Source organism: Waterburya sp., from assembly GCF_058530065.1.
The window spans coordinates 23,030-48,791 of record NZ_JBZNBU010000272.1 but is presented as its reverse complement, the minus strand read 5'-3'; the positions used below and the strand labels follow the sequence as shown (position 1 = coordinate 48,791).

Below are 25,762 nucleotides of genomic sequence, written 5' to 3'. Positions count from 1 at the left end.
CTCCAGATTTCCTCGCCAGAATTCTTCGTGGATTTTAGTTAATTCCCTAGCTAAGACAATTTTGCGCTCGCTGCCAACTACTGTGGCTAAATCGGTTAAAGTTTTCAATAGACGATGGGGTGCTTCGTAAATTAAAATTGTGCGAGATTCAGATTTTAATAATTCTAGTCTTACTTGACGAGCTTTTTCTTTGGGGGGTAAAAAGCCTTCAAAGATAAACTTATCCGTTGCCATGCCAGAAGCAGCTAAGGCACTAATCGCAGCAGTTCCGCCAGGAATGGGAATTACTTCTATTGATCGAGCGATCGCCCCACGGACTAATTTTACTCCAGGATCGGAAATACTGGGCATTCCCGCATCGGTGACCAAAGCAATATTTTGTCCTTGTTGTAACTTAGCGGTTAATTCTTCTAGGCGAAAATTAGGACTGTGTTCGTGATAGCTAATTTGGGGGGTATTGATTTGGAGGTGTTTTAATAACTTTCCTGTATGGCGAGTATCTTCTGCCGCAATTAGATCGACTTCGGTGAGGATGCGAATCGCCCTTAAGGTAATATCTTCGAGGTTACCAATGGGCGTACCTACTAAATACAGCTTGCCTAATTCATTACTCATTACTTTTCTGCTTGGCTGCGATCGCTAGTTGCACGTCGGGAATCTCTCTTATTTTATCCATCGCCTCAACGACTAAACCATGTTCTACGGTTTTATCGGCGTTAATAATTACAGTAGTGCTATCTTCTTGGGCGATTAGTTTTTCTAGATCGGATTTTAAGTTTTCTATGGTCGAAGCCTGAGAGTTGAGGGTTAACTTTCCTTCACTATCTAGGGTAACGGTAATTTGTTGGGTTTTTGCACCTCTGTAGTGCTGGCGCGGGGTAAATTGACTGGCAAACCTTCCGAGCGGGTTAAATATAAGCTAGAAACAATAAAAAAAACCAAAATTGCGAAAATAACGTCAATCATGGGTAAAATATTGATTCTGGGGGGTAGATCTGGTTCTTCTTGCAAACGCATAGTTATCTTGACTTTTTACTCATTATAAAAATATTTACCCACTACCTACTTATTAAAAAGCCCTTGGGGACGTACCAAAAGAATAAGTACCATAATAGCTAAAGCTACACCTAGTTTATATTCTGGCCCTAATAGGGGTACGCTTAATTCTTGAGCCAGACCGATAATAAATGCACCAGCGATCGCACCATAGGGATTGCCAATACCCCCCAGAATGACTGAAGCAAACATCGGTAAAATCAAAAACCACCCCATATTAGGACGCACCACTGCAATTAAGCCATACATTCCTCCAGCAAAAGCGACGAGAAGACCTGTAATTACCCAAGTCCACAAGACAACGATATCGACATTAATCCCCGAAACTCTAGCTAGTTCGATGTTGTCGGCTACTGCCCGCATGGCTTTGCCAATTTTAGTTTTTTGTAAAATTAGATGTAGGGCAATTATAGCTGCGATCGCAACTGCGATAACTATCAAACGATAGTAGGCAAGGCGCAGATCGCCAAATTCTATGGCTCTAACTACAGGTAAATCATACAGTTTATTGCTGCCACCATAACCCAGCAGAATTCCGTTGCGGATAAACAATGCCAGTCCGATAGAAATAATAATTAGAGTGGTATCGGTAGCACGGCGATCGCGCATTGGTCTCCATAGCAGATACTCAGAAATCAGCATGGCAACAATAGTACCGACTGCCCCGACAATCATTGACAGCCAAATATTTAAACCGCGCTCGTTAATCGACCAGGTTAAATAAGCTCCCAAAGTCATGAAATCTCCATGAGCAAAATTAGATAAATTAAGGATGCCATAACTAAGAGTCAAACCAATGGCAGCCAAAGCTAAGATACTACCGATAGCAATACCATTAAAAACAAGCTGGAAATCGAGCATTTTATAGGATTGAAGCTAAGAAAATAGGATGCAAAACAGTGTTATTATCCGTTTTATCCTTCAAAGCAGCAACATTAATCTAATTCTGGGGGTAACGCTGTTCGTAATGAGAACATTCTTCACAAGGTCCTTCTGGGTTGATTGCACAACGAAGATAAGGAGATTGAGCATTATTAGCACAACTGGTATCTCCAATAAAATATTTATTTATGGATCTGCGACGATCGCTATTTTCTAGATAAGCATCTCGCTCGTAATCATAAATATTACTAGGCAACCTTTCAGCTTGATAATTGGTGGCAGTTTGAGCGCGTCTTAACCTCATTTGCCAACGCTTCTTAGCTTGGCGAAAGATAAGTAAATAAACTAAGGAAGGTAAAATGCTAAAGATAAGGATAAGAGCTAGCTTGATGACAAAAGCAGATAAATTATTAGTCATGGCTGGCTAGAGAAATATTTGTTGTGAGGAAGTATTGAGCAACTTAGATTTATTATGTCAGCATAAACTTGATTGAGGCGATTTATTGATAGATATTTTTATTATTTCATGGCGATCGCCTATAAGTGATTTTTTCTCCTTCTTCAAATATTCCTCGATCCAGTTCTCTAATTTTAATTTGCTTGGCTTGGAGGGCAGTTTGTAAAATTTTCATAGCTAGTTGGGGTTGTCCAGCACCACAAAAGAATAAATCTGCTGCAAAATAACCATGTTCGGGCCAAGTATGAATCGCAATATGGGACTCTGCTAAAGTAGCTGTAGCGGTTACTCCATGAGGGCTAAATTGATGAACGCACAAATCGATTAAGGTGGCTTGACCGATTTTAATAGCTTCGATTAATGCTTCCCGTATTGCTTCGGGATCGTTGAGTAATTCAGCTGGTGCTTGCCAAGCATCTACAACCAGATGAGTTCCCATTTGTTCCATTCGCCTACTCGTGTGTGAAATTGAATTAGCTCAACTATTTTAACCAAAACCTCTAGCCAATCGATTATTTATCATAAATCGACTTTAGAAGCTCTCAGTTGTCCGCAAGCTGCATCTGCTTCCAAACCGCGAGAATAGCGCACGCTGACGGCGATATTGGCTCGTTCTAAAATATCGGTAAAGTCTTTGATGCGGTGTGGCTTGGGTCTTTGGTAATCTACTTCGGAAATAGGATTGTAAGGAATCAAATTAACATGAGTTTGGAAGCCTCTCAGTTTTTGGGCTAACTCTTGGGCATTTTCTGGTAAGTCGTTAATCCCCGAGAGCAAAACATATTCAAAAGTTATTCTTCTCCCAGTTATTTCTACATATTCTCGACATTCATCTAGTAGATTGTCGATCGTATATTTTTTGGCACTGGGAATTAACTGTTGGCGTAGGTGTTGATTGGAGGCGTGGAGACTAACGGCTAAGACAATTTGTAACTTGTGTTGGGCTAGTTGATGAATGCGACCTGGGATGCCTACAGTAGATACGGTAAGCGATCGCGCTCCAATACCCACGTCTTGATTGAGAGATTTTACCGCAGCGACTACATTATCTAAATTAGCCATCGGTTCGCCCATACCCATAAAGACGACGTTACTAACCCTACGTCCAAAATCTTCTTGGACTGTGAGTACTTGATCGACAATTTCACTGGCTGTTAAATTGCGAGTAAACCCCCCTTTTCCCGTCGCACAAAAATCGCAGTCCATCGGACAACCCACCTGGGAAGAAACGCAGACAGTTAAGCGTTTGGCGGTAGGTATGCCCACTGTTTCGATAATTAAACCATCTGCCAGACGCAATAGGTATTTGCAGGTTTCATCGGAAGCAAGGCTACGATAATGGATAGTAGAGCGTCCGATGGGATAGTCTGCCATTGACTGTCGCCACTGTTTGGGAAACACGGAAATATCTAAAAGCGATCGCGCCCCTTTTTGATATAGATATTGATAGAGTTGCTTGCCTCTATAGGCTGGCTGTCCTTGTTGTTGTACCCATGTAGTTAATTCTTCTAGGGACTTGCCGAGTAAAACCTCAGAATCACTAGTTTGCTTTGTAGTCATTAGGGTCGAATTATCGATCGTCATTATCGAACTCACCTCAACAAATATATACAAGGCTATGAGCTAACAAGTAAGAGCTAAGAGCTACCCTAGCCGATCGATTACCCAGCCAAGCCGATACTACTTTACTTTACCAAAACGGCGATCTCGTTGTTGAAAAGATTCTAGGGCGCGATCGAATTGTTCGGTATCGAAATCGGGCCATAATGTATCGGTAACATAGATTTCTGTATAGGCTAGCTGCCATAGCAAAAAGTTACTCAAGCGCATTTCTCCACTAGTGCGAATCAGTAAATCAGGATCTGGGCTAGCTGAAGTATACAAATGCCGTGCAATAGTCGTCTCGTCAATATCTGTTGCCGATAGTTCTCCTTGTTGCACTTTTTCAGCAATGGTTTGACAGGCTTTAATCATTTCGTGACGACTGCCGTAGTTAATGGCTACGTTAAAAAAGACTCCTTGATTGTCTTTAGTGCGTTCCATCGAACGACGCATTTCTGACTGTAGAGAAGCAGGTAAAGGAGTTAAGTCGCCGATAAAATTAATGCAAACTTCTTCCTCCTCCATTTCTTTTAATTCTTTTTGTAGCAGTTTTTCAAATAAGCCCATTAAGAAATTGACTTCTGCCATTGGACGACCCCAATTTTCTGTAGAGAAAGCATAGGCAGTTAGGGTTTTGATGCCTAAATCTTTGCAGTAGCGCAGCATTTCTTTCAGAGTATTTGCTCCTTTACGGTGTCCTTCAATGCGAGGCAAACCTCTTTCCTTCGCCCAGCGACCATTGCCATCCATAATTACAGCAACGTGTTGGGGTAGTTTCGTTAAATTCGTTGTAGTGGATAATGTTTTTAATAGTTGGGCTGTCATGGGAATTATTAAAAATCAGAAAGAAGGTGAAATAGACGAAGAATATTATTACTTGCGGTTTAGAGAATAGCAATTTTAGGTCGATCGCAGTTAGAAGTATTATTCCCAAAAAACTCTGAAGTCGCACAGCAAGAGTGTAAATATTCTGGAGTTAATTGACTGCTCCAATACCACATACCCTTGAGAGTCCCAATAAAAGTGTAAATTAACTCGCCTTTAGATAGAATTGACCAGGATTGCCAATTTAAAACTGACATCATATGTTGAAAAGTAAACTGCAAATTAGAATTCGATTTCAAATCCGACTTAGAGGATACAGGTAAAATAGTGTTAATTTGGCTAAGAAGATAGGGAATTAACTGCTCTTTGCTATCGGGATACAACCACATTCCCATTCCCCAAAATTTAGTTAGATGATTGATTTCATCCTGCAACAATTCTCCTAATACTTGTTGAATTGTTCCCGTGCTGTGAGCCATCAACCAAATATACAAGCACGCCGCACCATATTCTGTAGCTATGCGGTGCAATCCATGTTGATAGAGATCTTGGTAGGGATTAGCTCCTTGTTTGTAGGTTTTGGCTGTTTTAGGCTGGGGAATAATTTTTGATTGGCTGAGTTTCTGATAAATTTTGAGTAGGGCTGGGGTATGTTGACGGGAGGAAACGCCGAACTTGTTTCGGCTTGTTCCACTCCCGTCGTTGCGCTCTTCTTTTTCCCACAAACCAATTTCTAAGATTGTGCCATCTTCTGTAACCCTACCTCCGACAAAGTTTGCCATATTGGGATGAATTGGTTCTAAATACTTTCTGCTAGCTTGGGTATAGTCTCTAATTGGTGCTTCCGTATCCAACGCACCTTTAATGATAGATAAAAAAATATCCAGATCGATCCCTACTACACAATCTGGATTTATATCTTGCCAATTAATTTTCGACCACTGACGGGGTTGGGGATCTTCAAATTGTCTTGGCAAATCGGACAAGCGATCGCATAATTGTTCCAGACTCAGATATTCTGCAATTAAGTAATTAATTCTGGTTTTGGTTTGCCAAAAGTTAGGACGAAAACAAACTTCTCCCGCTAAATCTGTTGTAGGTCGATACATAATGCTCGTTCTTTCAATTGTGTTTTGTTTGATTACAAAACAGCTTAAGGAAATTATTTTGCTTTGTCTGTCGGGGAAAGTCGGGAGTTTAACCTCGGAATTTAGTCGGAAAAAGTCGGAAGATTAATTAGGTAGTGGTTAGTAAATCAAAATTATAGATAAATGTCCATGACACTATCAAACAAGAGATTTTGAGAGATACTATAATTTCTTTGAAGCTAGTCTTCTCAACTTTCTAGAGTAGGTATGATTTAAGGAATCTGATTTGATTAATTGTTAACTGTAATCCATGCCAGCCAAAGTCATCCTAACTGTCACTGAAGGCAAGTTAAAGGATCAAGAATTCTCTTTTGATTCTCTTAGTACCTGTTTCATTGGCAGACATCCTGACTGCACTATTCAAATTCCTAATGATGAAGATCATTCAATGATATCCCGCTATCATTGCTTCCTCGATATCAATCCTCCTGATATTCGCATTAGAGACTTGGGTAGTCTACACGGTACTTATGTGAATGGGGAATGTATTGGCAAAAGAGAGATAGATCAAACTGCCGAAGAGGGCAGACAATTAAGATTATTGGAAAGAGATCTTAGGGATGGAAATCTAAACTAGAAAAAGCTATTAATAATAGACTTATTTTATATTGTTGAAGCTTTTCGATTATTGATACTTTTTTGTCAACTGATTTTATTTTTCCCCTCTCGAAAGAATGTTTTTCTTCTAAGTCGGCGGTACTGTTAATTTTTTTGGGATCTTGAATTATTTTAGTTATTTTAGTGTTTGCTATAACTTTATTTTCACCTATAGTTTTAGCTCGAACGACAGCCAACAACTTTAACCACTGCATTATTGTTTGAGGACGATCGCTTGGTTCAATTGTCATGCCTTTGAGTATTGCCTCATTAATGCGATCGCTCATTTGGGAGTTATACTGCTTTGGTTCATTTAATTCATCATTATTAAATTTCCTAGCCAAGCTAGGAGTAGGAGTATCCCCAGTGACTAAATAATAAAAACTGGCAGCTAAGGTGTAGATATCTACCTGTGGTGTTTTACTGCTTTCTTCACCAAAACTTATTAGCTGTTCCCAAAGAGCAAAGGCTTGATTCCCAGATCTGTTACTACGACTGGTTTGAGTAGAACCCGATATGCCAAAATCAATTAAAATCGCCTTGCCACTATCAGCATGAATCAAAATATTGTTGGGATGTACGTCACGATGAATAATCCCCTGCTGGTGGCAGACCAATAGTGCCGAACCTATCTGTTTGATGTATCTTAAAGCTTGTTTTTCTGGTAATGCTCCATTCATCTGCACTATGTCATATAGACTATTTCCTGGTATGTAGTCCATAACTATGCAGGGCAGACCATCTTCTTCAAAGAAATCAAAGACTCGAACTATATTAGGATGGGGATTCATTCCCAGTTTTGCTAATTGTTTTGCTTCCTTAGTGAAATTGGCTAAATATTTAGAATAGTTCTTATCTCGTTGCAGTCTGCTATTGGGAGTTTTGATAACTACGGGTATATCTAAGGCGAGACTTTTGGCTTTATAAGTAATACCAAACCCACCTTCACCTAGTATTTGTAGAATTTCATAGGGACGATTTTTGAGTTTGTATCCAGTTAGCCATTGCTGCATCGGTAACAGTTATGTTTTATTGCGATTGCGAAGCTAGCCGTAGGCATCGCTTTAGTTATGTTATTTTGATGCTACCAAAAATAAGCTGAAGCAAAACTATAAAAATACTTAACGGGAATTTGTCTGACAGGCGATCGCATTATTAGCAAATTAGTCTTGGGCAGTTTCTGTAGGCTCTAAGTCTGAATTAGCATCGTCTGCGATCGCAATTACTCAGCTATGATTTTAACTAATGATGAATACTGCTATATTAAAAGCTAGTTGGTTGGAATTATTGCAACATCTAGAAGTCGATTTGCAATTGAAAGAAGAGATTTTTAATAATCTGGTTAATGCTTATGGAGATTCTGCCAGACACTATCACAATCTTAGACATATCAACGATATCTTAGATTCATTCAAAGCGATCGCAAGTAGTAACCACAATTCCCTGGTTTTACAATTTGCTGCCTGGTTTCACGATTATATTTACGATCCTCAAGCCAAGGATAATGAGGTTAAAAGTGCTATATGTGCCGAAGAGATTTTAAAGAAATTGGGTATCGAGGGTGAAATTATTCAACCAGTCACCCAGATTATTCTCAGCACCCAAAAGCATCAACCATTGATAGATAGTATTGATAACTTATTTTTTTTAGATGCAGATTTAGCTATTTTGGGTAGTTCTCCCAGTCGCTATTCTGAATATGCTCGTGCTATTAGAAAAGAATATCAGCATTTAAGCGATCGCGATTATTTTTCGGGTCGCCAACTGATTTTGACTGGTTTTTTGCAACGAAATAGAATTTATTATAGCGATCTCTTTTATCGACGGTTGGAACGACAGGCAAGAATAAATTTAACCGCAGAAATAGATTTACTTAACTAACCTGAGTTCGGGATAAAAGAATTGCTCTAAGAGAATAGTTTTTAGTTTTTAGTTTTCAGCGGGCAGTAATGCCCGTAGTTTACCGCAACTAATGCTGAAAGTTTAATCTATTAAACCTTGAAGCTATTTGTAAAGGGAAAAAACTATATATTGCAAAATAATAACTTGGAATTATAATAGCCATTCTTACCTATAAGATTTTATATGGCCATTAAATTATATAAATATAAATCATGGTTGCAACTACGCCTCAGCCTACTATAAAAACTTCTACTGAAGAAACTCTTATTTCTCCTCGCTTTTACACTACAGATTTTGATGCGATCGCAGAAATGGATATTTCTTCTCAGGAAGAAGAATTAAAAGCGATGATTGCAGAAATGAAGACGGACTATAACCGCTACCATTTCGTCCGCGATGAGGAGTTTAAGCAGTCTTGGGATCATATTGACGAGAAAACCCGCGCTATCTTTGTGGATTTCTTAGAGCGTTCCTGTACTTCGGAGTTTTCAGGTTTCTTATTATTCAAAGAACTATCCCGCAAACTCAAAGGACGTAACCCAATTTTGGCAGAAATCTTTCATCTAATGGCACGGGATGAAGCACGCCATGCAGGTTTTCTCAATAAAGCCATGAGTGACTTTAATATTTCCCTCGATCTCGGCTATTTAACCAAACATCGCACCTATACCTTCTTTAAACCAGAGTGGGTAATTTATGCTGTATATCTTTCCGAGAAAATTGGCTATTGGCGTTATATTTTGATGTATCGTCACCTAGAGGATAATCTCCAATATCAGTTTTATCCCATATTTCGGATGTTTGAAAGCTGGTGTCAGGATGAAAACCGTCACGGCGATATCTTCAATGCTTTATTGCGATCGCAACCTAAAATGTGGAACAATTGGCAAGCGAGATTATGGGCGCGTTTCTTCCTGCTTACTGTCTTTGCTACCCATACCTTAACCGTCCACGAACGGGCAGATTTCTACGAAGCAATAGGTTTAGATGCCCAAGAATACGATCGCGAGGTAATTCGCCAAACCAACGAAACCGCAGCTAGAGCCTTTCCCGTCAATCTTAATGTAGAACATCCTCAGTTCTTTAAACGGTTAGAAAAATGCGCGGATCGCAATGACAAGATGAAAGCGATCGACTCTAGTAATACGGTCAAAATAGTTAAATTACTACGTAAATTGCCCTTAATTGCGGGAACTTTAACTGATATATTGCGTTTATATTTAATTAAGCCAATTGATGCCGAATCTCTTAGAGGAACAGTGCGTTAAAAGTGCATGAAAAAGTAAACTCAAACCTAAAGAAAAAATGACGTTACAGATTGCCAGTGTGAAACTAAAAAACAACCTCATCGTAGTTTTTTAATTTAGGACTAGACAAAATCATACCCAATCGAGCAACGCCAAATAACCCAAAACCAAATAGGTGAAATCATGACTGCTAATGTTGTTGGATTTGTTGAAGGTGGTATAACTTCCAACTTAATTGATGCGGACACCTCTATATACTTCACTTCTCCTCAAGGAATTTGGCAAACCGAAGGAGACGAAACGGAAACTAGCATATCTCTAGTTTTTTCTGAATCTGAATCGGAAGAATTGGAAAACTTTAGTTTCTCTCTTAATGGTGCAGTAGGTGGTAATGGAAATCTTTTATTTTCTGCTTCAGAAAATGAATTTGGCGGAGAACCTTGGATTAGCGATGGCACTCCCGAAGGGACGAGAATTCTAGAAGATATTAATACCAACGGTTCGAGTAACCCCCAAAACTTTTTATACCTTGATGATACTTTTTACTTTACTGCGGATGATGGAGAAAATGGCAGAAGATTATGGGTAACTGATGGTACAACCGAGGGAACTGAATCAATCTCCAATATTGAAAGAAATTTTCAAGGTCTTCCTCCGAATTTTACTGACTTTAATGGAACTTTGATCTTTTTCACAGCTCCTGGTGTTGGAGATCATCGTTTATGGAGAAGTGATGGCACCGATGAAGGAACAGAATTAATCAGAAGTTTTGACTCAACCTTATGGCAACCTACTGTAGTCAATGACACCTTATATTTTCTTGTAAACCAACAATTGTGGATAAGTGATGGAACAGAAACAGGTACGAGCTTAGTTTCAGAACTATCTAATCAAACTAATCCTAATCAAACCAAATTAACTAGTGTAGGTGATACGCTTTTCTTTGTTCAACGGGATTTAGATATTGGCGAAGAATTGTGGAAAAGCGATGGTACTGCTGAAGGTACTGTTTTAGTTAAAGATATTCGCCCTGAAGAAAGAGTTAATGGTGTCGCTCAAAATTTTGGTTCTGCTCCTCAAAATCTGATTGATGTTGATGGCACTCTGTTTTTTACTGCAGATGATGGAGAAAATGGCAGGGAACTATGGAAAAGCGATGGTACTGCCGAAGGTACTGTATTGGTTGACAACATAGCAGAAGATACCAACCCAGACTTCCCTAGGGGGATAACTCTCAGTCAACCTACTAGTGTTGATGGGATTTTGTATTTTACCTACGATAACCAGCTATGGCAGAGTGATGGTACGGACGTAAACACTTTTCCCATTGCGCCAGAAGAAATTTCTCTTGGGGGAGATCGAGTCACTGACGCATTCAGACAGCCTGGTGAGTTATTGGAATTTAATGACCAACTGTATTTTACTGGAGAAGCATTTTCTTTGGATGAAGGTAATTATCAACCAGCATTGTTAACTTTGGGAGATGTGGACAACACTACTGTCTATCGTCTGTTTAATCCCAGCGCAGGGGTGCATTTTTACACTACTGATGCTTCTGAAAGAGATGAGTTTATTGCTACAGGGAATTATGATTCTGAAGGAGCATCTTATCGTTCGGTAGAATCTAGTGCAGAAGGTGCAGAAGAAGTGTTCCGCTTCTTTAATGAAACTACAGGAGTGCATTTATACACCACCAACGAACTAGAAAGGGATGTGATTATCGATACTCTACCCGACTTTACTTTTCAAGGAGCAAGATTTAGTGCTTATGAAACTGAGGTAGAAGGTTCGATTCCTATCTATCGTTTCTATGAGCCAACCATCGGCGTTCATTTATATACACCCAGTGAAGTAGAAAGAGATGTGGTGCAAGCAGATCTACCCAACTACAATTTTGAGGGTATTGCCTATTATGCTTTACCTCTAGAAACAGGGGAATTGTTGGGGTTGTAATCACGACTATTGGGGTAGCACAAACCTAAACTGAAGAGTCAAAACTCAAACTGATTTGCAATTCTTCTCCTCATATGACAGCAGAACTAACTTTTCCTACCCAGGGAAGCGATCTGACAAAGGCGACTGACAATGAGTTTAGACTGGTTTCAGAAGTTGATTTTGATGATGATTATGATGCTCCTGTAGTTTCTAGTCAAGCGATCGATGGTAATTCTAATAATATCGATCTTAGTGGTAGTCGAATCTTGGGTAAGATTGTCTTAGATAAACTCGATGTCCAAAATAATCATGATATCAAGGGCAATCTTAAGGTGAGGCTTAATGATTCTGAAGAAATTAATTTGCCTGTTGAAGTTTGGCTGCGTCCTTTAGAATCTCTTAAAGATCGAGTTTTAGTAGAGATTGAAATTCCTCGCGACAAGTCACAACAATATAGCACTGCTTTAGGAGATAGTGCCTATTATTTTGATTTCTTGGGAGGAATAGAAGCTGACTATGGAACTGGCAAGCCTAAAATGGTGTTTGATGTCCGAAATGGCGACAGTCTTCACATAAATCTGATTGGCAAGCTATATCGAGTAGCCGAATAGATTTATCTTTTTTCTCAATCCAATACTACCAATGTTTTGAATAGAAGAAAAAGTAGCACCAGAACAATCGTAAATCGATTATTCTGGTTTTGTGAACTTGAAATTTATATTGCGTGGTGGAAGATTCAAATGAAAACCAGAACTAACATTTGGTTAATTAAAATTTGCTCGTTGCTGCTAGCTAGTACTTTACTCCTAGGTGGCTGCGCCACCACATCAGCCAATGATGCTTCTCAATCATCTTCATCTTCTGATAATGTGAGAAATGGTCAATCACAAGTGGCGATCGCCGAAAACAAAAATAGTAATAAAAATATGAGTAATAATTTGCCTCAATTAGAAGGAATGGCGAAAGTAGAATTAGAGGTTAATGGCTCGCCGATAATCATTGAAATCAACGGTACAGATGCACCCCTAACTGCTGGTAACTTTGTAGATTTGGTAGCTCAAGGAGTTTACGATGGACTAGTGTTCCACCGTGTAATTCCTGGTTTTGTGGCACAAGGGGGAGATCCTCAAGGGAAAGATCCCAATTTCGCAGGAACATTGGGTACTGGTGGTTACAAAGATCCTCAAACTGGTATGGAGCGTCGTATTCCTCTTGAAATTAAGCTACAAGGAGATGAAGAGCCTACCTATAGCAAAGCTAGACTGGGGGGAAATGTAGCCCTAAAACACAATCGCGGGGTAATTGCCATGGCTCGTTCTGCTATGCCTGACAGCGCATCCAGTCAATTTTATATTGCTTTGGAAGATTTGCCTTCTTTGGATGGAGACTATGCCGTTTTTGGTAAGGTAGTGGAAGGTATGGATGTGGTAACTCAAATTCAGCAAGGCGATCGCATTGGTACGGTGAAAGTAATTGAAGGTTTGGATAATCTGAAAAAATAGACCTGAATTTTAAGCAAACCTTATTTATATGGAAGTTGTAGTTACTGGGATAGGATTGATTTCTTGTCTCGGATCTTTACAGCCAACTTGGTCGAATATTTTACAAGGGAAGTCGGGAATTAGTTCGCAGCATCTTTTACCCGAACTTCCTCTTTATCCTTTGGGATTAATTAATTCTCAGCCGAGTAAGATTGAAGCCATTATTAAGCAACTGTTATTAGATACTTTAAAAGATGCTGGATTAAAAGTACCTTTAAACGACTGTGGGGTAGTAATCGGCTCAAGTCGTGGTTGTCAGGCAAATTGGGAAGAATTAGCCAGCCACAAACCCCCTAGTATTCCTAACTGGTTGCAGACTTTACCCGATCGCCCTGCGATCGCTTGCGCTCGATACATCCAGACTAGCGCGCCAGTTTTAGCACCCATGGCTGCCTGTGCTACGGGAATTTGGGCATTGGCTAGGGGTTACGAATTGATTCAAACTGGTAGGTGCGATCGCGTTATTGCAGGGGCGTTAGAAACACCGATTACTCCTCTCACTTTAGCTGCCTTTGATCGCATGGGAGCATTAGCTAAAACTGGTTGCTATCCTTTCGATCGCCGTCGTGAAGGTTTGGTTTTAGGGGAAGGAGGAGCAATTTTTGTTCTAGAAACAGATCGATTAGCCAAACAACGCCAAGCTAAAATTTACGGCAAAATAACGGGCTTTGGTTTAACCTGCGATGCCCATCATATCAGCGCGCCTCAAACCATCAATGGTAGTGCTGCGATCGCCATTAAACAAGCTTTAGAACGCAGTAACTTTATACCCCAAGAGATTGACTATATTCACGCTCACGGTACGAGTACGATGTTAAACGATGGTCACGAAGCAGATCTAATCAAACATATCTTTGCTCCTCAAGTAGCCGTCAGTTCTACCAAAGGTGCAACAGGACATACCCTAGGAGCTTCAGGAGCGATCGGCACTGCTTTAACTCTGATGGCATTAAAACAGGGCTATTTACCTCCTTGTGTGGGTTTGAAACAATCGGATTTCGAGCTTAATATAATCACCAAAACCGAGAGGGTAAATATAAATAAAGCAATGTGCTTTAGCTTTGGCTTTGGCGGGCAAAATGCAGTACTTAGTCTGAGTTGCGATCCTCTATCCTAACGCAGTAAAGAGAACGGTATCATTTAAAGTAATAAATATTCGAGGATTACTCGAACCATTAGGATTAATATCTTTTAAGACATTTAATAATTTTGCATTAGTTATATTTACTTAATAATGGGCTTTACCTAGTAATTAACCCAAAAATAGGCAAAGAAGTTAGTAAATAAACTCTCGCTATTTTCAATGAATGTCAACCATAATCTTGTTAAACAATAGACAATATAATTTAGCGATCGAAATCTTTTGCAGGTCATCGAGATCCTTGAATAAAATAGAACAACTGACCACTAAGCAAAAAAATGAAAATCGAAACTCAAAGCTTTCTCAACGATCTGGGAAAAGTCGCCCGCGCCCGAAGTGAAATTGCCAATTCAATGGCAGTCATAGCCCATACCATAGAAGATGCGGAAAAGATCGGTCAAAGCAAATCGGGGAAGCTAGAGTTAGAAAGAGATATTGAAGATATTAAAAAATCTGGTACTAATCTTAGGGAAGGGGTGTTTCGTCTTTTAGTCTTAGGAGATATGAAACGGGGAAAAAGTACCTTTTTAAATGCTTTAATTGGTGAGAATATTTTACCTAGCGATGTGAATCCCTGTACGGCAATTTTAACGGTATTGCGCTATGGAGAAGAAAAAAAAGTTACAGTTTATTTTAATGATGGTAGCGAACCAGAATCGATAGATTTTAAAATATTTAAATATAAATATACGATCGATCCAGCCGAAGCCAAACGTTTGGAACAAGAAAAGAAATTGGCTTTTCCTAATGTTTCCCATGCGATCGTCGAGTATCCCTTAGCTTTATTAGAAAAAGGAGTAGAAATTGTCGATAGTCCTGGGTTGAACGATACGGAAGCTCGGAATGAATTATCTCTTGGATATATTAATAACTGTCACGTAATTTTATTTGTTCTAAGAGCAACTCAACCCTGCACTTTAGGAGAACGTCGCTATCTAGAAAACTATCTTAAAGATCGGGGTCTAACAGTATTTTTCTTGATTAATGCTTGGGATCAAGTTAAAGAAAGTTTAATTGACCCAGACGATCCTGAAGAACTAGAAGAAGCAGAATTCAAACTCAAGCGAGTCTTTAAAGCAAACCTAGCAGAATACTGTCAAACAGAATCGCGAGATCTTTATGATGAAAGGGTATTTCCTCTTTGTTCTTTGATAGCACTCCGCAAACGAATTAAAGATAGTAATGCCGATCTATCAGGTACGGGATTTCCCGAATTTTTAGGTTCTTTAAATACTTTTCTTACCCAAGAAAGAGCGATCGCAGAATTACGTCAAGCTAGAATTTTAAGCAAGCAAACACATAATAAAGTTAAAGAAGCAGTAGCGAGAAGAATTCCTTTATTAGAATCAGATATTAACGAATTAAAAGAAAAAATTGCCTCCGTCGCTCCAGAGTTTGAATTATTAAATGAAATTTGTGAAGACTTCAAACAAGAAATCAGAAACATAGGTGATAAAAAGTCTCAAACTATTGCTCAATCTTTTAATAATTTTGTCATTGGCTTGGGAGATACTTTTGAAACAGATTTTGTTCGCTACCAACCAAGTTTAAATTTTCTCGATTTTTTGTCTTCGGGCAAACGAGAAGTATTTGAAAGAGAACTGACTAAGGCTTTTGAAAACTATGTTAATGACAAGCTAGCAGAATGGAGTCGTGGGGCTGAAAAAGATATGGAAGCGGCATTCGTCCAACTATCGAGTATTGCTACTAGTTACGGCGTAGACTATACCGAAGTAACTAATAAAATTACCGAAAAACTGACAGGACAAAAAATTCCTCGAATTAGTAAATTAAATTCAGAAGATGACGCTCCTGGCTGGGCAAAATGGGCAGCGGGTATTTTTTCTCTAGCTAGAGGCAATCTAGCGGGAGTAGCTATGGCTGGGGCGGGATTTGATTGGAAAAATATCATGCTCAACTTTATTACCGTATATGGGGTGGGAACTATTATTACCACCATCACGGGAGTGGTATTAGGACCAATTGGTTTTGCTTTATTGGGTTTGGGTATTGGAGTATTTCAGGCAGATCGAGCCAGAAAAGAACTCGTTAAAGCAGCCCAAAAAGAATTAGTTAAATACTTGCCCCAAGTAGCTCAAGAACAATCTCCTAGAGTAGCTGAAGCGATCGCAGAATGTTTTAAGGCTTACGAAGCAGAAATTAGCAATCGCATGAACGAAGATATTACTTCTCGTAAGGCAGAATTAGATAACCTCGTAGAACAAAAACAAAACGTCGAAATCGATCGCGGTGTCGAAATTGCCAGACTAGAAAAATTAGAAGAAGACGTTGCCTCAGAAACTAATAAGATCGAACATTTATATCAAAAATTTGCTGAAAGCTAAGTAGTTCCTACCGCTCTACTTCTACCTGGGTAGTTACAAGTTATCAAAAAACGATCCCTCCGAATCTCAGAAAGAAGGAATTACTTTAGTGCGATCGATTTTAAGTAGCCAAGCAGAAATATACAAATAATTCTGCTTGGCTACTTATTAATTTGCTGGTGAAGATTGAGAATATTTAATGTTTAATAAAATGGAGCGACTTAAAATATTACTCCCTATGACTTATGATTATTTGGCAAGCGGACTTTTATTATCTTCCCGAACAAACGGCAACAGAAAGATTGTGGGAGTTAACAATTTGCACTCTGGTTAATGCTACTGCTGAAAAAAATACTTCTAAAGTTTATGGCGTTCGATGTTCTGCTGCCGATGCTAACGGTTCTTGGCTGGCAGACCAATTTAAGCAAATAGCAGTAGGTCAATTACCAGACAAAATACAAGTATTTCGCCCTCAAGCATTAGGTTTAATCACTGCTGCTGCATCCCAATTAAATATACAAGTTGAAGCTACAAGAAACACTCCCACTTTAAAACAAGTATTGATTGAAAAATATAAAACTAAATATCCCAATTACAATCCAACTAAACTAGAAAAAACAGTACCTCAAGCTTTACCAGAAAATCTTTGGGGAGATAAATGGCAAATTGCTAATATTAAAGCCAATCAAATTGTCGATTTATTTCGCGATCGCCCGATTCCAATTTGTCATTTGCCAGAAGCTTTATATCCAGTCAAGTTAAACCTTGCTTCCGAGCTTCCCATTCCTGGCATCGTAGTTTATGGCGGTAAAAAGTCAATGCAAATTGCTCGTTGGATAGAACAGCAAAATCCTGCTTTTTTAAATTATATTCCCACTGAAATTGGTAAATCGGGTGGCTTTGTTTTAGAAACGGGCTTAATCGATCGCTGGGTATTTAATACTTTTGAATCGGAATCGGCAGCGGAAATTGCCAGAAACTACGAACGGAAAAAACAAGCTGCCAAAGGATTGCATTTTATTTTAATTCAACCAGACGAATCGGGGATGACTTACACTGCTTTTTGGTTGTTAAAACAAGATAGTTAATTTAATAATTAATTAATAACTAACCAAAATATCTATTTCACAGTGTATTTAACGTTTTTTAAAATCATCCATTGAAAATAGTGGTTAATTGGCACAAGCCGCACAGGCTTCATCTGCTTTTTCTTTAAAGTCGTCTTTTTGTACGGTGCGAATATAGTAAACGGCTTTGCAACCCTCACGCCATGCCATCATTAGGGTGTCAAAAATATCTTTAGCTTTAACCGCTCTTTCTGGTTCTTCAGGGAAATAGACACCTTGATTGAGGTTAAATAATAATTCCATCGAAATACCTGTATCGATCCATTGCTGCATGGTAGCTACGGCTTTAACTACAGTTTTTTGATCGAGACTTTTGTTTTCGCGATAAAACCAGAAACATTCTTGAATAAAAGGTGGTGCGATGGGTACTGTACCTTTTGCCCACTTATCGTAGAAGAATTTACTATATACGGGAAGAATGCTGGCAGTGCAACCTTGCACTAAAGAGGAAGAAGTATTAGGGGCGATCGCAGTTATATGGGAGTTGCGAATGCCATAGGTTTGAATGTCTTCTGCTAGTTGTATCCAGCGATCGCTATCTTCGGCAATGGCAGTAATTTCGTCTATAGTTTTAGCACCGAGTAATTTACCTTTACTCCATTCGCTATCAGGAAAAGCACCATAAGCACCCCGCTCTTTAGCTAATTCCATGGAAGCAAAAGTACACCAATAGGCTACTTCTTCAAATAGACTACTGATTTCGGTGAGGTGAGTGTAGGTCAAATGATTTTTAGCCAGCCAGTCAGCCAAGCCCATACAACCTACACCAATAGTGCGGTATTTGTCGTTATGGGTTTTACTGTCGGCAAAGGGAGGTTTGGTAATATCGATGGTGTTGTCGAGAATTCTCACTGCTAGTTGAGAGATTTCAGCGATTTCGGATTTTTCTAAATTAGCTAGATTGAGAGAAACTAAGTTACAACAGTGAGCTTCAACTCCAGCCTTAACGTTACTGAAGCTTTCACAACACAAATTCACCCCAGGAATATAGCCTTCGTGCTTGTTGGGGTTTGCCCTGTTAATGGTGTCTTTAAACGCCATATAGGGCATTCCCGTCTCTACCTGACTACGCATCATGTGCTTGAACAATTCGCGAGCGTCTACAGTTTTATAAAGATTAATTTTCTTGCCTAATTCTGCTTCAATTTGTTGGTAAGCCGCTTCAAAACTTTCCCCCCAAGTAGCTGCCAGATCGATACCCAATTGCTCTTTCACTTCATAGGGATCTACTAGCGTCCATTGTTGCTTGTTTTGCACCCGACGCATAAATTCATCGACGATGACTAATTGAGGAAATACATCATAAGCCTTGCGACGGCGATCGCCATTTTCCGCTTGCATTTCCAAAAATTCGGGTACGTCTAGATGCCAAATATCCAAACCAATGGTTACCGCACCAGCCCTTCTACCGCCCTGATTGACAGCGATCGCCGTATCGTTGAGAAGCTTGATCCAAGGAATTACACCTCCAGAAGCATTTTCTTTACCCATTACCCAACTACCAGTGGCGCGAATGCGACTGACATTGACTCCCACACCACCGCCGTTTTTCGAGATGCGGGCGGCGTTAGTAATTTCTTCAAAAATGCTTTCTAAATTATCGTCCATGGCGATAATAAAGCAGCTACTCAAAGAACCATTGGGAACTCTTAAATTGGCTAAAATCGGTGTGGCTAAAGAAATCTTACGTTTGGCGATCGCTTGATAAAATTTTCTAGCTATAGTCAATCTGATGCTCTTGTCTTCGTTGGAAGCTAACAACAAAGCGCAAGTGAGAAAAGCCTCTTGAGGAAGTTCGCGATCGAGCAAATATCGTTTGCTCAACAATACCGCCCCTGCATAATCATAATCTTTATCCCAGTTTGAATTAATCCAAGTTCCTGCTTCTTGTAACTCTTCGGTGGAATATTTTAAGATCCCGCGATCGTAGCGTTCGGCATCTACTTGCAATCTAACTACCTTCTCGTAGTCTCCATAACCAAAACCACGAGCCACTTGAGTATCTTTCCACAGATTCCAAACGTGCAATCTACCAGCTACATAACGCCATTCTGGTTCGTCTGGGCTGCACATTCCTAAAGCACAATCGATTAAATTGTCCTGAATATCTCTAGTGGTTACACCATTACGCAATCTAGCGGTCAAACCTGCTTCGAGGGCGATCGTATTGACGCTATATCCGTCGCAAGCCCACTCAACCACAGCGCGAATTTTGGTAATATCTAGAGGCGTTAGAGAACCATCTCTTCTAACGACCTGAATATTTGGATGAGACTCGACTGTCTCGATCGCTTTATTTTCTGTGGCTACTAGCTTGCTAAATGTAGCATTTCCCGTTGTTTGTTCGACTTGTGTAGTTAAAGATTCAGAAACTGAATTGGCTGTAAGGTAGGAACTACTACTGGTTGGCGATGAAACTGGCTGCATACTAAGGCAAAATTAATTATTCTGGTCTTCTACTATAACTCAACTTTTACTGCATATAGCGTTTCATTGATAAAATTAAGCTTATATTACTCTATATGTGGTTTGAAATCCGAATCTATATCTATCTAAATATCATGTTAGATTTTAAACCTTATCTAATTTCCTCAATTGTCGATCGATGAGCAATATTTTAATTAGTAACGACGATGGAATTTTTGCTTTAGGAGTAAGAACTTTAGCCAATACCTTAGCTCAAGCAGGACATAAAGTAACGGTTGTATGTCCAGATCGCGAACGTTCTGCTACGGGACACGGTTTAACTTTACATCAACCCATTAGAGCCAAGGAAGTAGACTCGGTATTTGATGAAGATGTTATAGCTTGGTCTTGTTCGGGGACTCCCGCCGACTGCGTTAAATTTGCTCTGAGTGCGGTTCTAAAAGAACGTCCAGATTTTGTGTTTTCGGGCATCAATCATGGTCCAAACCTGGGTACTGATGTTTTATATTCAGGGACTGTATCGGCAGCAATGGAGGGAGTTTTAGAAGGAATTCCTAGCGTTGCCTTTAGTTTGGCTAGTTTTTCTCATTTTGAATTTCAACCCGCAGCAGATTTCGCTTTAAAGCTATTGCAACAACTATCAGGGGCAGATTATCCTAAACCTCCGTTACTCAGCATTAACGTGCCTCCAATATCCGCTACAGAGATTGTGGGAGTGGCAGTGACTCGTCAAGGTTTGCGTCGCTACATTGAGAAATTTGCCAAAAGATTCGATCCTAGGGGTAAAAGTTATTATTGGCTGGAAGGAGAAATTATTGAAGATATAGAACAGCCAGAAGATATTAATTTACCGCCTCATATCTTGACTGACGTACAAGCAATTCGCGATCGCTATATTACGATTACTCCCTTGCAATACAACTTAACCGATGCTGCGATCGTCAAACATCTTTATGATGCAAAATTATTTAACGAATGAAAATAAAGAAGCAATTTGCCACAAAAACTCAAGAAGTTCAGATCTGGATCGTCACTCCCCACTTGTTTGTTAAGAAAAATCAAGGACAGCTTTTGCCAGATTGGAATGTTTCTGTCAATTTGTTGATTTTAGTGTTACAAAAATCTCGCGTTTCGCTCCGCAAGTCAGATGAGTCGGTTGTTCGAGAAAAAGACCGCCTGAGAGTTAAATTTATTCGTTTTGGTTGGGAATTGAGTTTTGCATTGCGCGATCGCGGCTATCTTAGCGACATTTTCGATCCTCGCAATGGCTATCCATTACTGTCACAACAGGGAAAGTCTAGAATCGATGACAATGCTACCGTTGCTACTTTGCTAGATTATCCGACAATTGCCTATCAAAACTGTTCTTTAATCCAACATCCAGATTGGGGCGATCTGGTTTATCCCTCCACTATTGCTACTTCTGCTTCTATTCCTGTTGTAGAATTGTTAGTAGAAAAGTTTTTGGTAAGTATGTAATTGTAACTAATTGCTAGGGCATAAATAATTATTTTTCTAATTATATTACTTTTTTTTCTAGCATTTATAGCATAAAGTGTTAGGATTCATATTGAGATAAAAATCGGCAATCCAGTTTGTATTCGATATTGATAGGTTTTCCCGTAAAGTATTGATTAGCTTTTTTCCGAAGATTTAACTCTCTACATCACAACAGCATTGAGGAGACATTACAATTCATGTCAATTTACATCGGTAACCTTAGCTACGAGGTTAACCAGGAAGATTTAAACGAAGTATTTGCAGAATATGGAAATGTAAAGCGCGTTCATCTTCCTACTGATCGCGAAACTGGTCGGAAACGTGGTTTCGGCTTTGTCGAAATGGAAACAGACGAGCAAGAAGAAAAAGCGATCGAAACCCTCGATGGCGCAGAATGGATGGGTCGTGAATTAAAGGTTAATAAAGCCAGACCCCGCGAAAACAGAAGTTCTTTCGGCGGCGGCGGTGGTCGTCGTAACGATCGCTTTTAAGCTTCAACAATAAATTGAATTGCGCTTCTGGGGAGTAACTAGTTTATGATACTAAGGACTCTCAGAAGCGTTTTACTGTGTAATGAGGAATTCTATATAAATGGCTAAACGTCGTAACGCAAAAAAAGAAAAAGCAGCTAGAAATAAAATTAACGCTCGTAAATTCCGTAAAACAACTAGTCGTTATGGAAATCGTGGCAAACGCAACTACAACAATAATAGTAACAATAATGAGAAACAGGAGACTACAGAAGAGAACCAATCTTCTAAGTCTGGAACTTCTACAGTTGCTGGTAATAACTAAACGAGAAATATTAGTGTAATTAGCTCTTGATTGAAAGGGATTTTCTTTATCTTTCAATCCAAGGGCTTTTTTTTGTGTTATCTAATTAATTTTCGTGTTTTCTGAGTTATCGTTTTTAGGTAGTCCCGTCTTCCCTAAAGGGTGATAATAAAGCGGGATCGAGATGGGTAGTAGGTAGTAAACAATTATTAATTTCTAATAGCTACTTTTTCTAAAAGTTTTAGAGGAGTTGTTTGTTTGAGGAGTTCTAAAGAATTGCGATCGCGCACGAACAAAGAGCCAGCAAAGCCTAGAGAATTGATGGGAATATTAGCAAAAGAATCTTGCGATCGCGGTACAATTAGCATCCAATTTCTAGTAGTTAATAGATTATAAGCCCCTGGTTGGGTTTTGCTGTCGGGGTCTAACTCAAAGCCAACTTTATTTAGCAGTCGCTGGTATTGTTGCCACATTTGTTTGGCTGCTGTAAAAGCATCTGTAGGGTTGATGTTTAATTTAGCTATTGCATGACGAAAAGGGAAACTGGCAATTGTACCAAAAGAATTTTGCCAATTAATATTAGCGACTGCCTTAGCAATGGGGAGATGAACTACATCTGCCATAAAAGGTAAAGGGATTAACTGGAGATGTTTGTGTCTTTGGGATGCTCCTGCTATTTCTCCACCATTATAAAAAGCCAAACCATCTATTTCTTGCAAACAAGACCACAAAGCAGCAAAATCTTTGAGGTTCAAAAGGTCGGTTTGTTCTTCAAAAGCACGAGTCACAATTAAAAGATGATGGTCTACAACGTTAAATTTATTGAGCAAACAAAGATGACTGGAAGAAATATCTCCTACAAACATATCTGGTTCGTAAGGTAAAAACGGATCGCATCTTTTGCCTGTTTTTTTTTCAAGCTGCTTTTGTTTTTTTTTGGCTCGTTCTTTGCCTTTCAAATTACCCTTAGTACGCACCACAAATAAAATATCTTCTTGTTCGATCAATTGATATTGGGTTTCAATTGACTTTAACGCACCAGATTCGCGGGCAAATTTAGTTTGTTCTTTAGTTCTCGACCATAATGTACCTGGTTTGAGAAGAAAGCTAGCTGGGGGGTTGGTGATTGCTTCTGACATAATTGACGATGCGCTCGATAGGGATCGATTATCTATCCTAGATTAGAAGTTTTCGGCTGCTGCTTGACAATCTTTAACAATTTGTTGTTTCAAGGCTTCTAGAGAATCAAACTTTTGTTCGGAACGCAAAAACTGTTTTAAATTCACTTTTAGTTCTCGACCGTAGATATCTCCAGACCAATCGAGCAAGTGTACTTCAATAGTAGGATTTTCGCCATCTACTGTAGGTCGACAACCAATATTCATTACTCCTTTAACAGTAGAGTCATCTAACAAAACATCGACAGCATAGACTCCATAGCTGGGCAGAAACTTTTCTGGAGGTAGTTCCAGATTAGCCGTAGGGAAACCGATTGTCCTGCCTAACTGCCGTCCTTTAACTACTTTACCCCTTAGCCGATAGGGTCTGCCTAACATATGGTTGGCTGCTTTAATTTCGCCATTTAATAGAGCCTGACGAATTAGAGAGCTACTGATTCTTACCGAGCGATCGCTATTGTCTCGATATTTATGTAAAGAATTGAGATGTACTTTAATGTTATGTTGGCGAGCGAGATTGTTTAAATCTTTTGCCGTTCCTTGTCGCTGGTAACCAAACCGAAAATCTTCACCAACGCTAACTATTTTGGCTTGTAATTGCTTGACAATAATTTCTTCGACAAACTCTTGAGGACTCAAAGAAGCCATAGTGCGATCGAAAGCCAAGAGAACTAATTGTTTTAGACCCAAATTTGATAGTTGCTCTGCTTTTTCAGGAATGGGAGTTAGTAGCTGCAATTTTCCCCCAGAAAAAAATTCTCTAGGATGGGGAGTAAAACTAACCACAGAAGGTTGTAATTCTGTTTGAATTGCAGATTCAATAATCGGTTGCAAAACTATTTGATGCCCTCGATGAATGCCATCAAAATTACCCAAAGCGATCGCCGTAGGAGTTTTTACTCGATCGGGAGAAGATACTATTATCACGTCATTTCATTTAGCATTTATCCATTTAGCATTTATCAATAGAGTGGGTATTGCACACCCTACCGATAAATCGATAATGAAAGATTATTTTAAAACTGATTTAAAAAGCGCAAGTCGCTATTATATAAACGACGAATATCGTCAATTTGATGTAAAACCATGGCAAATCTCTCCACACCAAAACCCGCAGCAAATCCAGTATAGATTTCGGGATCGTAACCTACGGCTTTGAGGACGTTAGGGTCTACCATGCCACATCCCATGACTTCGAGCCATTTACCTTTCCACTGTACGTCTACTTCTGCCGATGGTTCGGTAAAAGGAAAATAACTAGTGCGGAATTGTACTGGTAGTTCGTTCCCAAACATTCTTTGTAAAAACTCTTTAATTGTTCCCTTGAGATCGGTAAATTTTAAACCTTTATCGATCGCTAGAATCTCTACCTGATTAAATACTGCGGAGTGAGTTGCATCTACCGTATCTCGACGATATACCCGACCAGGAGCAATAATTCTAATGGGAGGTTGGTTATTTTCCATGTAGCGGATTTGCACCGAAGAAGTATGGGTACGTAACAAATTACCTCCTGGCAAATAGAAGGTATCCTGCATATCTCTAGCAGGGTGATCGGGGGGAGTATTTAAAGCTTCAAAATTATAGTAGTCAGTTTCAATTTGAGGTCCCGTGGCAACGGTATAACCCAAGCCTACAAAAATATCCAAGACTCGATCTACGACACCATTTAAAGGATGAATTCGACCCAAAGGACGATTGACCCCAGGCATAGTTACATCTAATGTTTCTGCGGCGATCTGGGCGGCAATCTGGGCTTGTTGTAGAGCTTGTTTGCGTTGTTCTAAACCATGCTGAACTTCTTCTTTAACTACGTTAGCAAGAGAACCAACTGCAGGTCTTTCTTCTGCCGAAAGCTTGCCCATACCTCGTAAAATTTGAGAAAGCGCGCCTTTTTTGCCGAGATATTTAACTCGAAGTTTATCTAGTTCTTCTAGGTTATCAGTAGCTGCGATCGCATCTATAGCTTCTTTATTTAATTCTTTTAGTTGTTCTTGGATAGAAGTCATTTTACTTAATATTTAGCCTAGATAATCATATAACGAAATCCTCTTAAGACGTGAGTTTCGATAGAGACTCAATCAAGGTTGGGTAAAGGG

The 25,762-nt window shown here is 39.4% G+C and carries 25 protein-coding genes and 1 pseudogene; 13 read left to right on the top strand and 13 right to left on the bottom strand.

The window, feature by feature from the left end; translation table 11 throughout:
- The 8 genes and pseudogenes from rsmI to AC33VI_RS16395 all read right to left on the bottom strand — a co-directional run.
- On the bottom strand, positions 1 to 615 hold a 615-nt coding region (rsmI, locus tag AC33VI_RS16430), incomplete at its 3' end, for a 16S rRNA (cytidine(1402)-2'-O)-methyltransferase (RefSeq protein ID WP_491783340.1).
- Positions 608 to 1,017, bottom strand: a pseudogene (locus AC33VI_RS16425) (ExbD/TolR family protein). The pseudogene AC33VI_RS16425 and the gene rsmI, both read right to left, overlap by 8 nt.
- A gap of 45 nt (positions 1,018 to 1,062) precedes the next feature.
- Positions 1,063 to 1,917, bottom strand: coding sequence for a branched-chain amino acid ABC transporter permease (locus AC33VI_RS16420; RefSeq protein ID WP_491783339.1), 855 nt, complete (start codon positions 1,915 to 1,917; stop codon positions 1,063 to 1,065).
- Between the two features lie 79 nt (positions 1,918 to 1,996).
- Complete coding sequence (locus tag AC33VI_RS16415) at positions 1,997 to 2,356, bottom strand: DUF6464 family protein (protein WP_491783338.1); 360 nt, start codon at positions 2,354 to 2,356, stop codon at positions 1,997 to 1,999.
- 106 nt (positions 2,357 to 2,462) lie between these two features.
- Positions 2,463 to 2,843, bottom strand: coding sequence for an adenosylmethionine decarboxylase (speD, locus tag AC33VI_RS16410; protein WP_491783337.1), 381 nt, complete (start codon positions 2,841 to 2,843; stop codon positions 2,463 to 2,465).
- A gap of 71 nt (positions 2,844 to 2,914) precedes the next feature.
- On the bottom strand, positions 2,915 to 3,955 hold the full coding sequence (gene rlmN / locus AC33VI_RS16405) for a dual-specificity RNA methyltransferase RlmN (RefSeq protein WP_491783336.1): 1,041 nt from the start codon (positions 3,953 to 3,955) through the stop codon (positions 2,915 to 2,917).
- 120 nt (positions 3,956 to 4,075) lie between these two features.
- Positions 4,076 to 4,822, bottom strand: a complete 747-nt coding sequence (gene uppS / locus AC33VI_RS16400) for an undecaprenyl pyrophosphate synthase (protein WP_491783335.1) — start codon at positions 4,820 to 4,822, stop codon at positions 4,076 to 4,078.
- Positions 4,823 to 4,881: 59 nt separating this feature from the next.
- Positions 4,882 to 5,931 carry a ferritin-like domain-containing protein gene (locus AC33VI_RS16395; RefSeq protein WP_491783334.1) on the bottom strand — a complete coding sequence of 350 codons (1,050 nt, stop codon included), beginning with the start codon at positions 5,929 to 5,931 and terminating at the stop codon, positions 4,882 to 4,884.
- A gap of 289 nt (positions 5,932 to 6,220) precedes the next feature.
- On the opposite strand from AC33VI_RS16395, the gene AC33VI_RS16390 reads away from it, so the two are divergent.
- Positions 6,221 to 6,547, top strand: a complete 327-nt coding sequence (locus tag AC33VI_RS16390; protein WP_491783333.1) for an FHA domain-containing protein — start codon at positions 6,221 to 6,223, stop codon at positions 6,545 to 6,547.
- On the opposite strand, the gene AC33VI_RS16385 is transcribed toward AC33VI_RS16390, so the two are convergent.
- Positions 6,525 to 7,580, bottom strand: a complete 1,056-nt coding sequence (locus AC33VI_RS16385) for a serine/threonine protein kinase (protein WP_491783332.1) — start codon at positions 7,578 to 7,580, stop codon at positions 6,525 to 6,527. The genes AC33VI_RS16390 and AC33VI_RS16385 overlap by 23 nt on opposite strands.
- 232 nt (positions 7,581 to 7,812) lie before the next feature.
- Between AC33VI_RS16385 and AC33VI_RS16380 the strand changes: the two genes are divergently transcribed.
- The 8 genes from AC33VI_RS16380 (at position 7,813) to AC33VI_RS16345 (ending at position 17,745) form a co-directional block, all read left to right on the top strand.
- Positions 7,813 to 8,448 (top strand): HD domain-containing protein, encoded by a 636-nt coding sequence (locus tag AC33VI_RS16380; protein WP_491783331.1) that lies wholly within the window; start codon positions 7,813 to 7,815, stop codon positions 8,446 to 8,448.
- A 233-nt stretch (positions 8,449 to 8,681) separates the two neighbouring features.
- Entirely contained in the window at positions 8,682 to 9,737 is a 1,056-nt protein-coding gene (acsF, locus tag AC33VI_RS16375; protein ID WP_491783330.1) for a magnesium-protoporphyrin IX monomethyl ester (oxidative) cyclase, read from the top strand.
- A 162-nt stretch (positions 9,738 to 9,899) separates the two neighbouring features.
- A complete protein-coding gene (locus AC33VI_RS16370) occupies positions 9,900 to 11,669 on the top strand; it encodes an ELWxxDGT repeat protein (protein ID WP_491783329.1) in 1,770 nt (589 codons plus the stop codon).
- A gap of 74 nt (positions 11,670 to 11,743) precedes the next feature.
- On the top strand, positions 11,744 to 12,262 hold the full coding sequence (locus AC33VI_RS16365) for a hypothetical protein (protein ID WP_491783328.1): 519 nt from the start codon (positions 11,744 to 11,746) through the stop codon (positions 12,260 to 12,262).
- A gap of 129 nt (positions 12,263 to 12,391) precedes the next feature.
- Complete coding sequence (locus tag AC33VI_RS16360; protein WP_491783327.1) at positions 12,392 to 13,153, top strand: peptidylprolyl isomerase; 762 nt, start codon at positions 12,392 to 12,394, stop codon at positions 13,151 to 13,153.
- Between the two features lie 28 nt (positions 13,154 to 13,181).
- Positions 13,182 to 14,309 (top strand): beta-ketoacyl-ACP synthase, encoded by a 1,128-nt coding sequence (locus tag AC33VI_RS16355; protein ID WP_491783326.1) that lies wholly within the window; start codon positions 13,182 to 13,184, stop codon positions 14,307 to 14,309.
- A gap of 302 nt (positions 14,310 to 14,611) precedes the next feature.
- The gene (locus tag AC33VI_RS16350) at positions 14,612 to 16,678 is read left to right on the top strand and encodes a dynamin family protein (protein ID WP_491783325.1); all 2,067 of its coding nucleotides are present in this window, start codon (positions 14,612 to 14,614) and stop codon (positions 16,676 to 16,678) included.
- Positions 16,679 to 16,902: 224 nt separating this feature from the next.
- On the top strand, positions 16,903 to 17,745 hold the full coding sequence (locus tag AC33VI_RS16345; RefSeq protein ID WP_491783324.1) for a Tab2 family RNA-binding protein: 843 nt from the start codon (positions 16,903 to 16,905) through the stop codon (positions 17,743 to 17,745).
- Between the two features lie 84 nt (positions 17,746 to 17,829).
- Here AC33VI_RS16345 and AC33VI_RS16340 read toward each other — a convergent pair whose 3' ends face one another.
- The gene (locus AC33VI_RS16340) at positions 17,830 to 20,211 is read right to left on the bottom strand and encodes a ribonucleoside-diphosphate reductase subunit alpha (protein ID WP_491783323.1); all 2,382 of its coding nucleotides are present in this window, start codon (positions 20,209 to 20,211) and stop codon (positions 17,830 to 17,832) included.
- A gap of 178 nt (positions 20,212 to 20,389) precedes the next feature.
- Between AC33VI_RS16340 and surE the strand changes: the two genes are divergently transcribed.
- The 4 genes from surE (at position 20,390) to AC33VI_RS16320 (ending at position 22,506) form a co-directional block, all read left to right on the top strand.
- Complete coding sequence (surE, locus tag AC33VI_RS16335; RefSeq protein WP_491783322.1) at positions 20,390 to 21,190, top strand: 5'/3'-nucleotidase SurE; 801 nt, start codon at positions 20,390 to 20,392, stop codon at positions 21,188 to 21,190.
- Positions 21,187 to 21,690, top strand: coding sequence for a methylmalonic aciduria and homocystinuria type D protein (locus AC33VI_RS16330; RefSeq protein ID WP_491783321.1), 504 nt, complete (start codon positions 21,187 to 21,189; stop codon positions 21,688 to 21,690). Before surE ends, AC33VI_RS16330 begins: the two co-directional genes overlap by 4 nt.
- A gap of 218 nt (positions 21,691 to 21,908) precedes the next feature.
- Positions 21,909 to 22,202: an RNA-binding regulator gene (gene rbp, locus AC33VI_RS16325; RefSeq protein WP_491783320.1), complete on the top strand. Its 294-nt coding sequence runs from the start codon at positions 21,909 to 21,911 to the stop codon at positions 22,200 to 22,202.
- A gap of 100 nt (positions 22,203 to 22,302) precedes the next feature.
- Positions 22,303 to 22,506 carry a hypothetical protein gene (locus AC33VI_RS16320; protein ID WP_491783319.1) on the top strand — a complete coding sequence of 68 codons (204 nt, stop codon included), beginning with the start codon at positions 22,303 to 22,305 and terminating at the stop codon, positions 22,504 to 22,506.
- Positions 22,507 to 22,694: 188 nt separating this feature from the next.
- Here AC33VI_RS16320 and AC33VI_RS16315 read toward each other — a convergent pair whose 3' ends face one another.
- The 3 genes from AC33VI_RS16315 to pheS form a co-directional block, all read right to left on the bottom strand.
- On the bottom strand, positions 22,695 to 23,624 hold the full coding sequence (locus AC33VI_RS16315) for an ATP adenylyltransferase family protein (protein WP_491783318.1): 930 nt from the start codon (positions 23,622 to 23,624) through the stop codon (positions 22,695 to 22,697).
- A 42-nt stretch (positions 23,625 to 23,666) separates the two neighbouring features.
- Entirely contained in the window at positions 23,667 to 24,590 is a 924-nt protein-coding gene (locus tag AC33VI_RS16310; RefSeq protein ID WP_491783317.1) for a bifunctional riboflavin kinase/FAD synthetase, read from the bottom strand.
- An 89-nt stretch (positions 24,591 to 24,679) separates the two neighbouring features.
- Positions 24,680 to 25,672 carry a phenylalanine--tRNA ligase subunit alpha gene (gene pheS, locus AC33VI_RS16305; RefSeq protein ID WP_491783316.1) on the bottom strand — a complete coding sequence of 331 codons (993 nt, stop codon included), beginning with the start codon at positions 25,670 to 25,672 and terminating at the stop codon, positions 24,680 to 24,682.
- Positions 25,673 to 25,762: the final 90 nt, after the last annotated feature.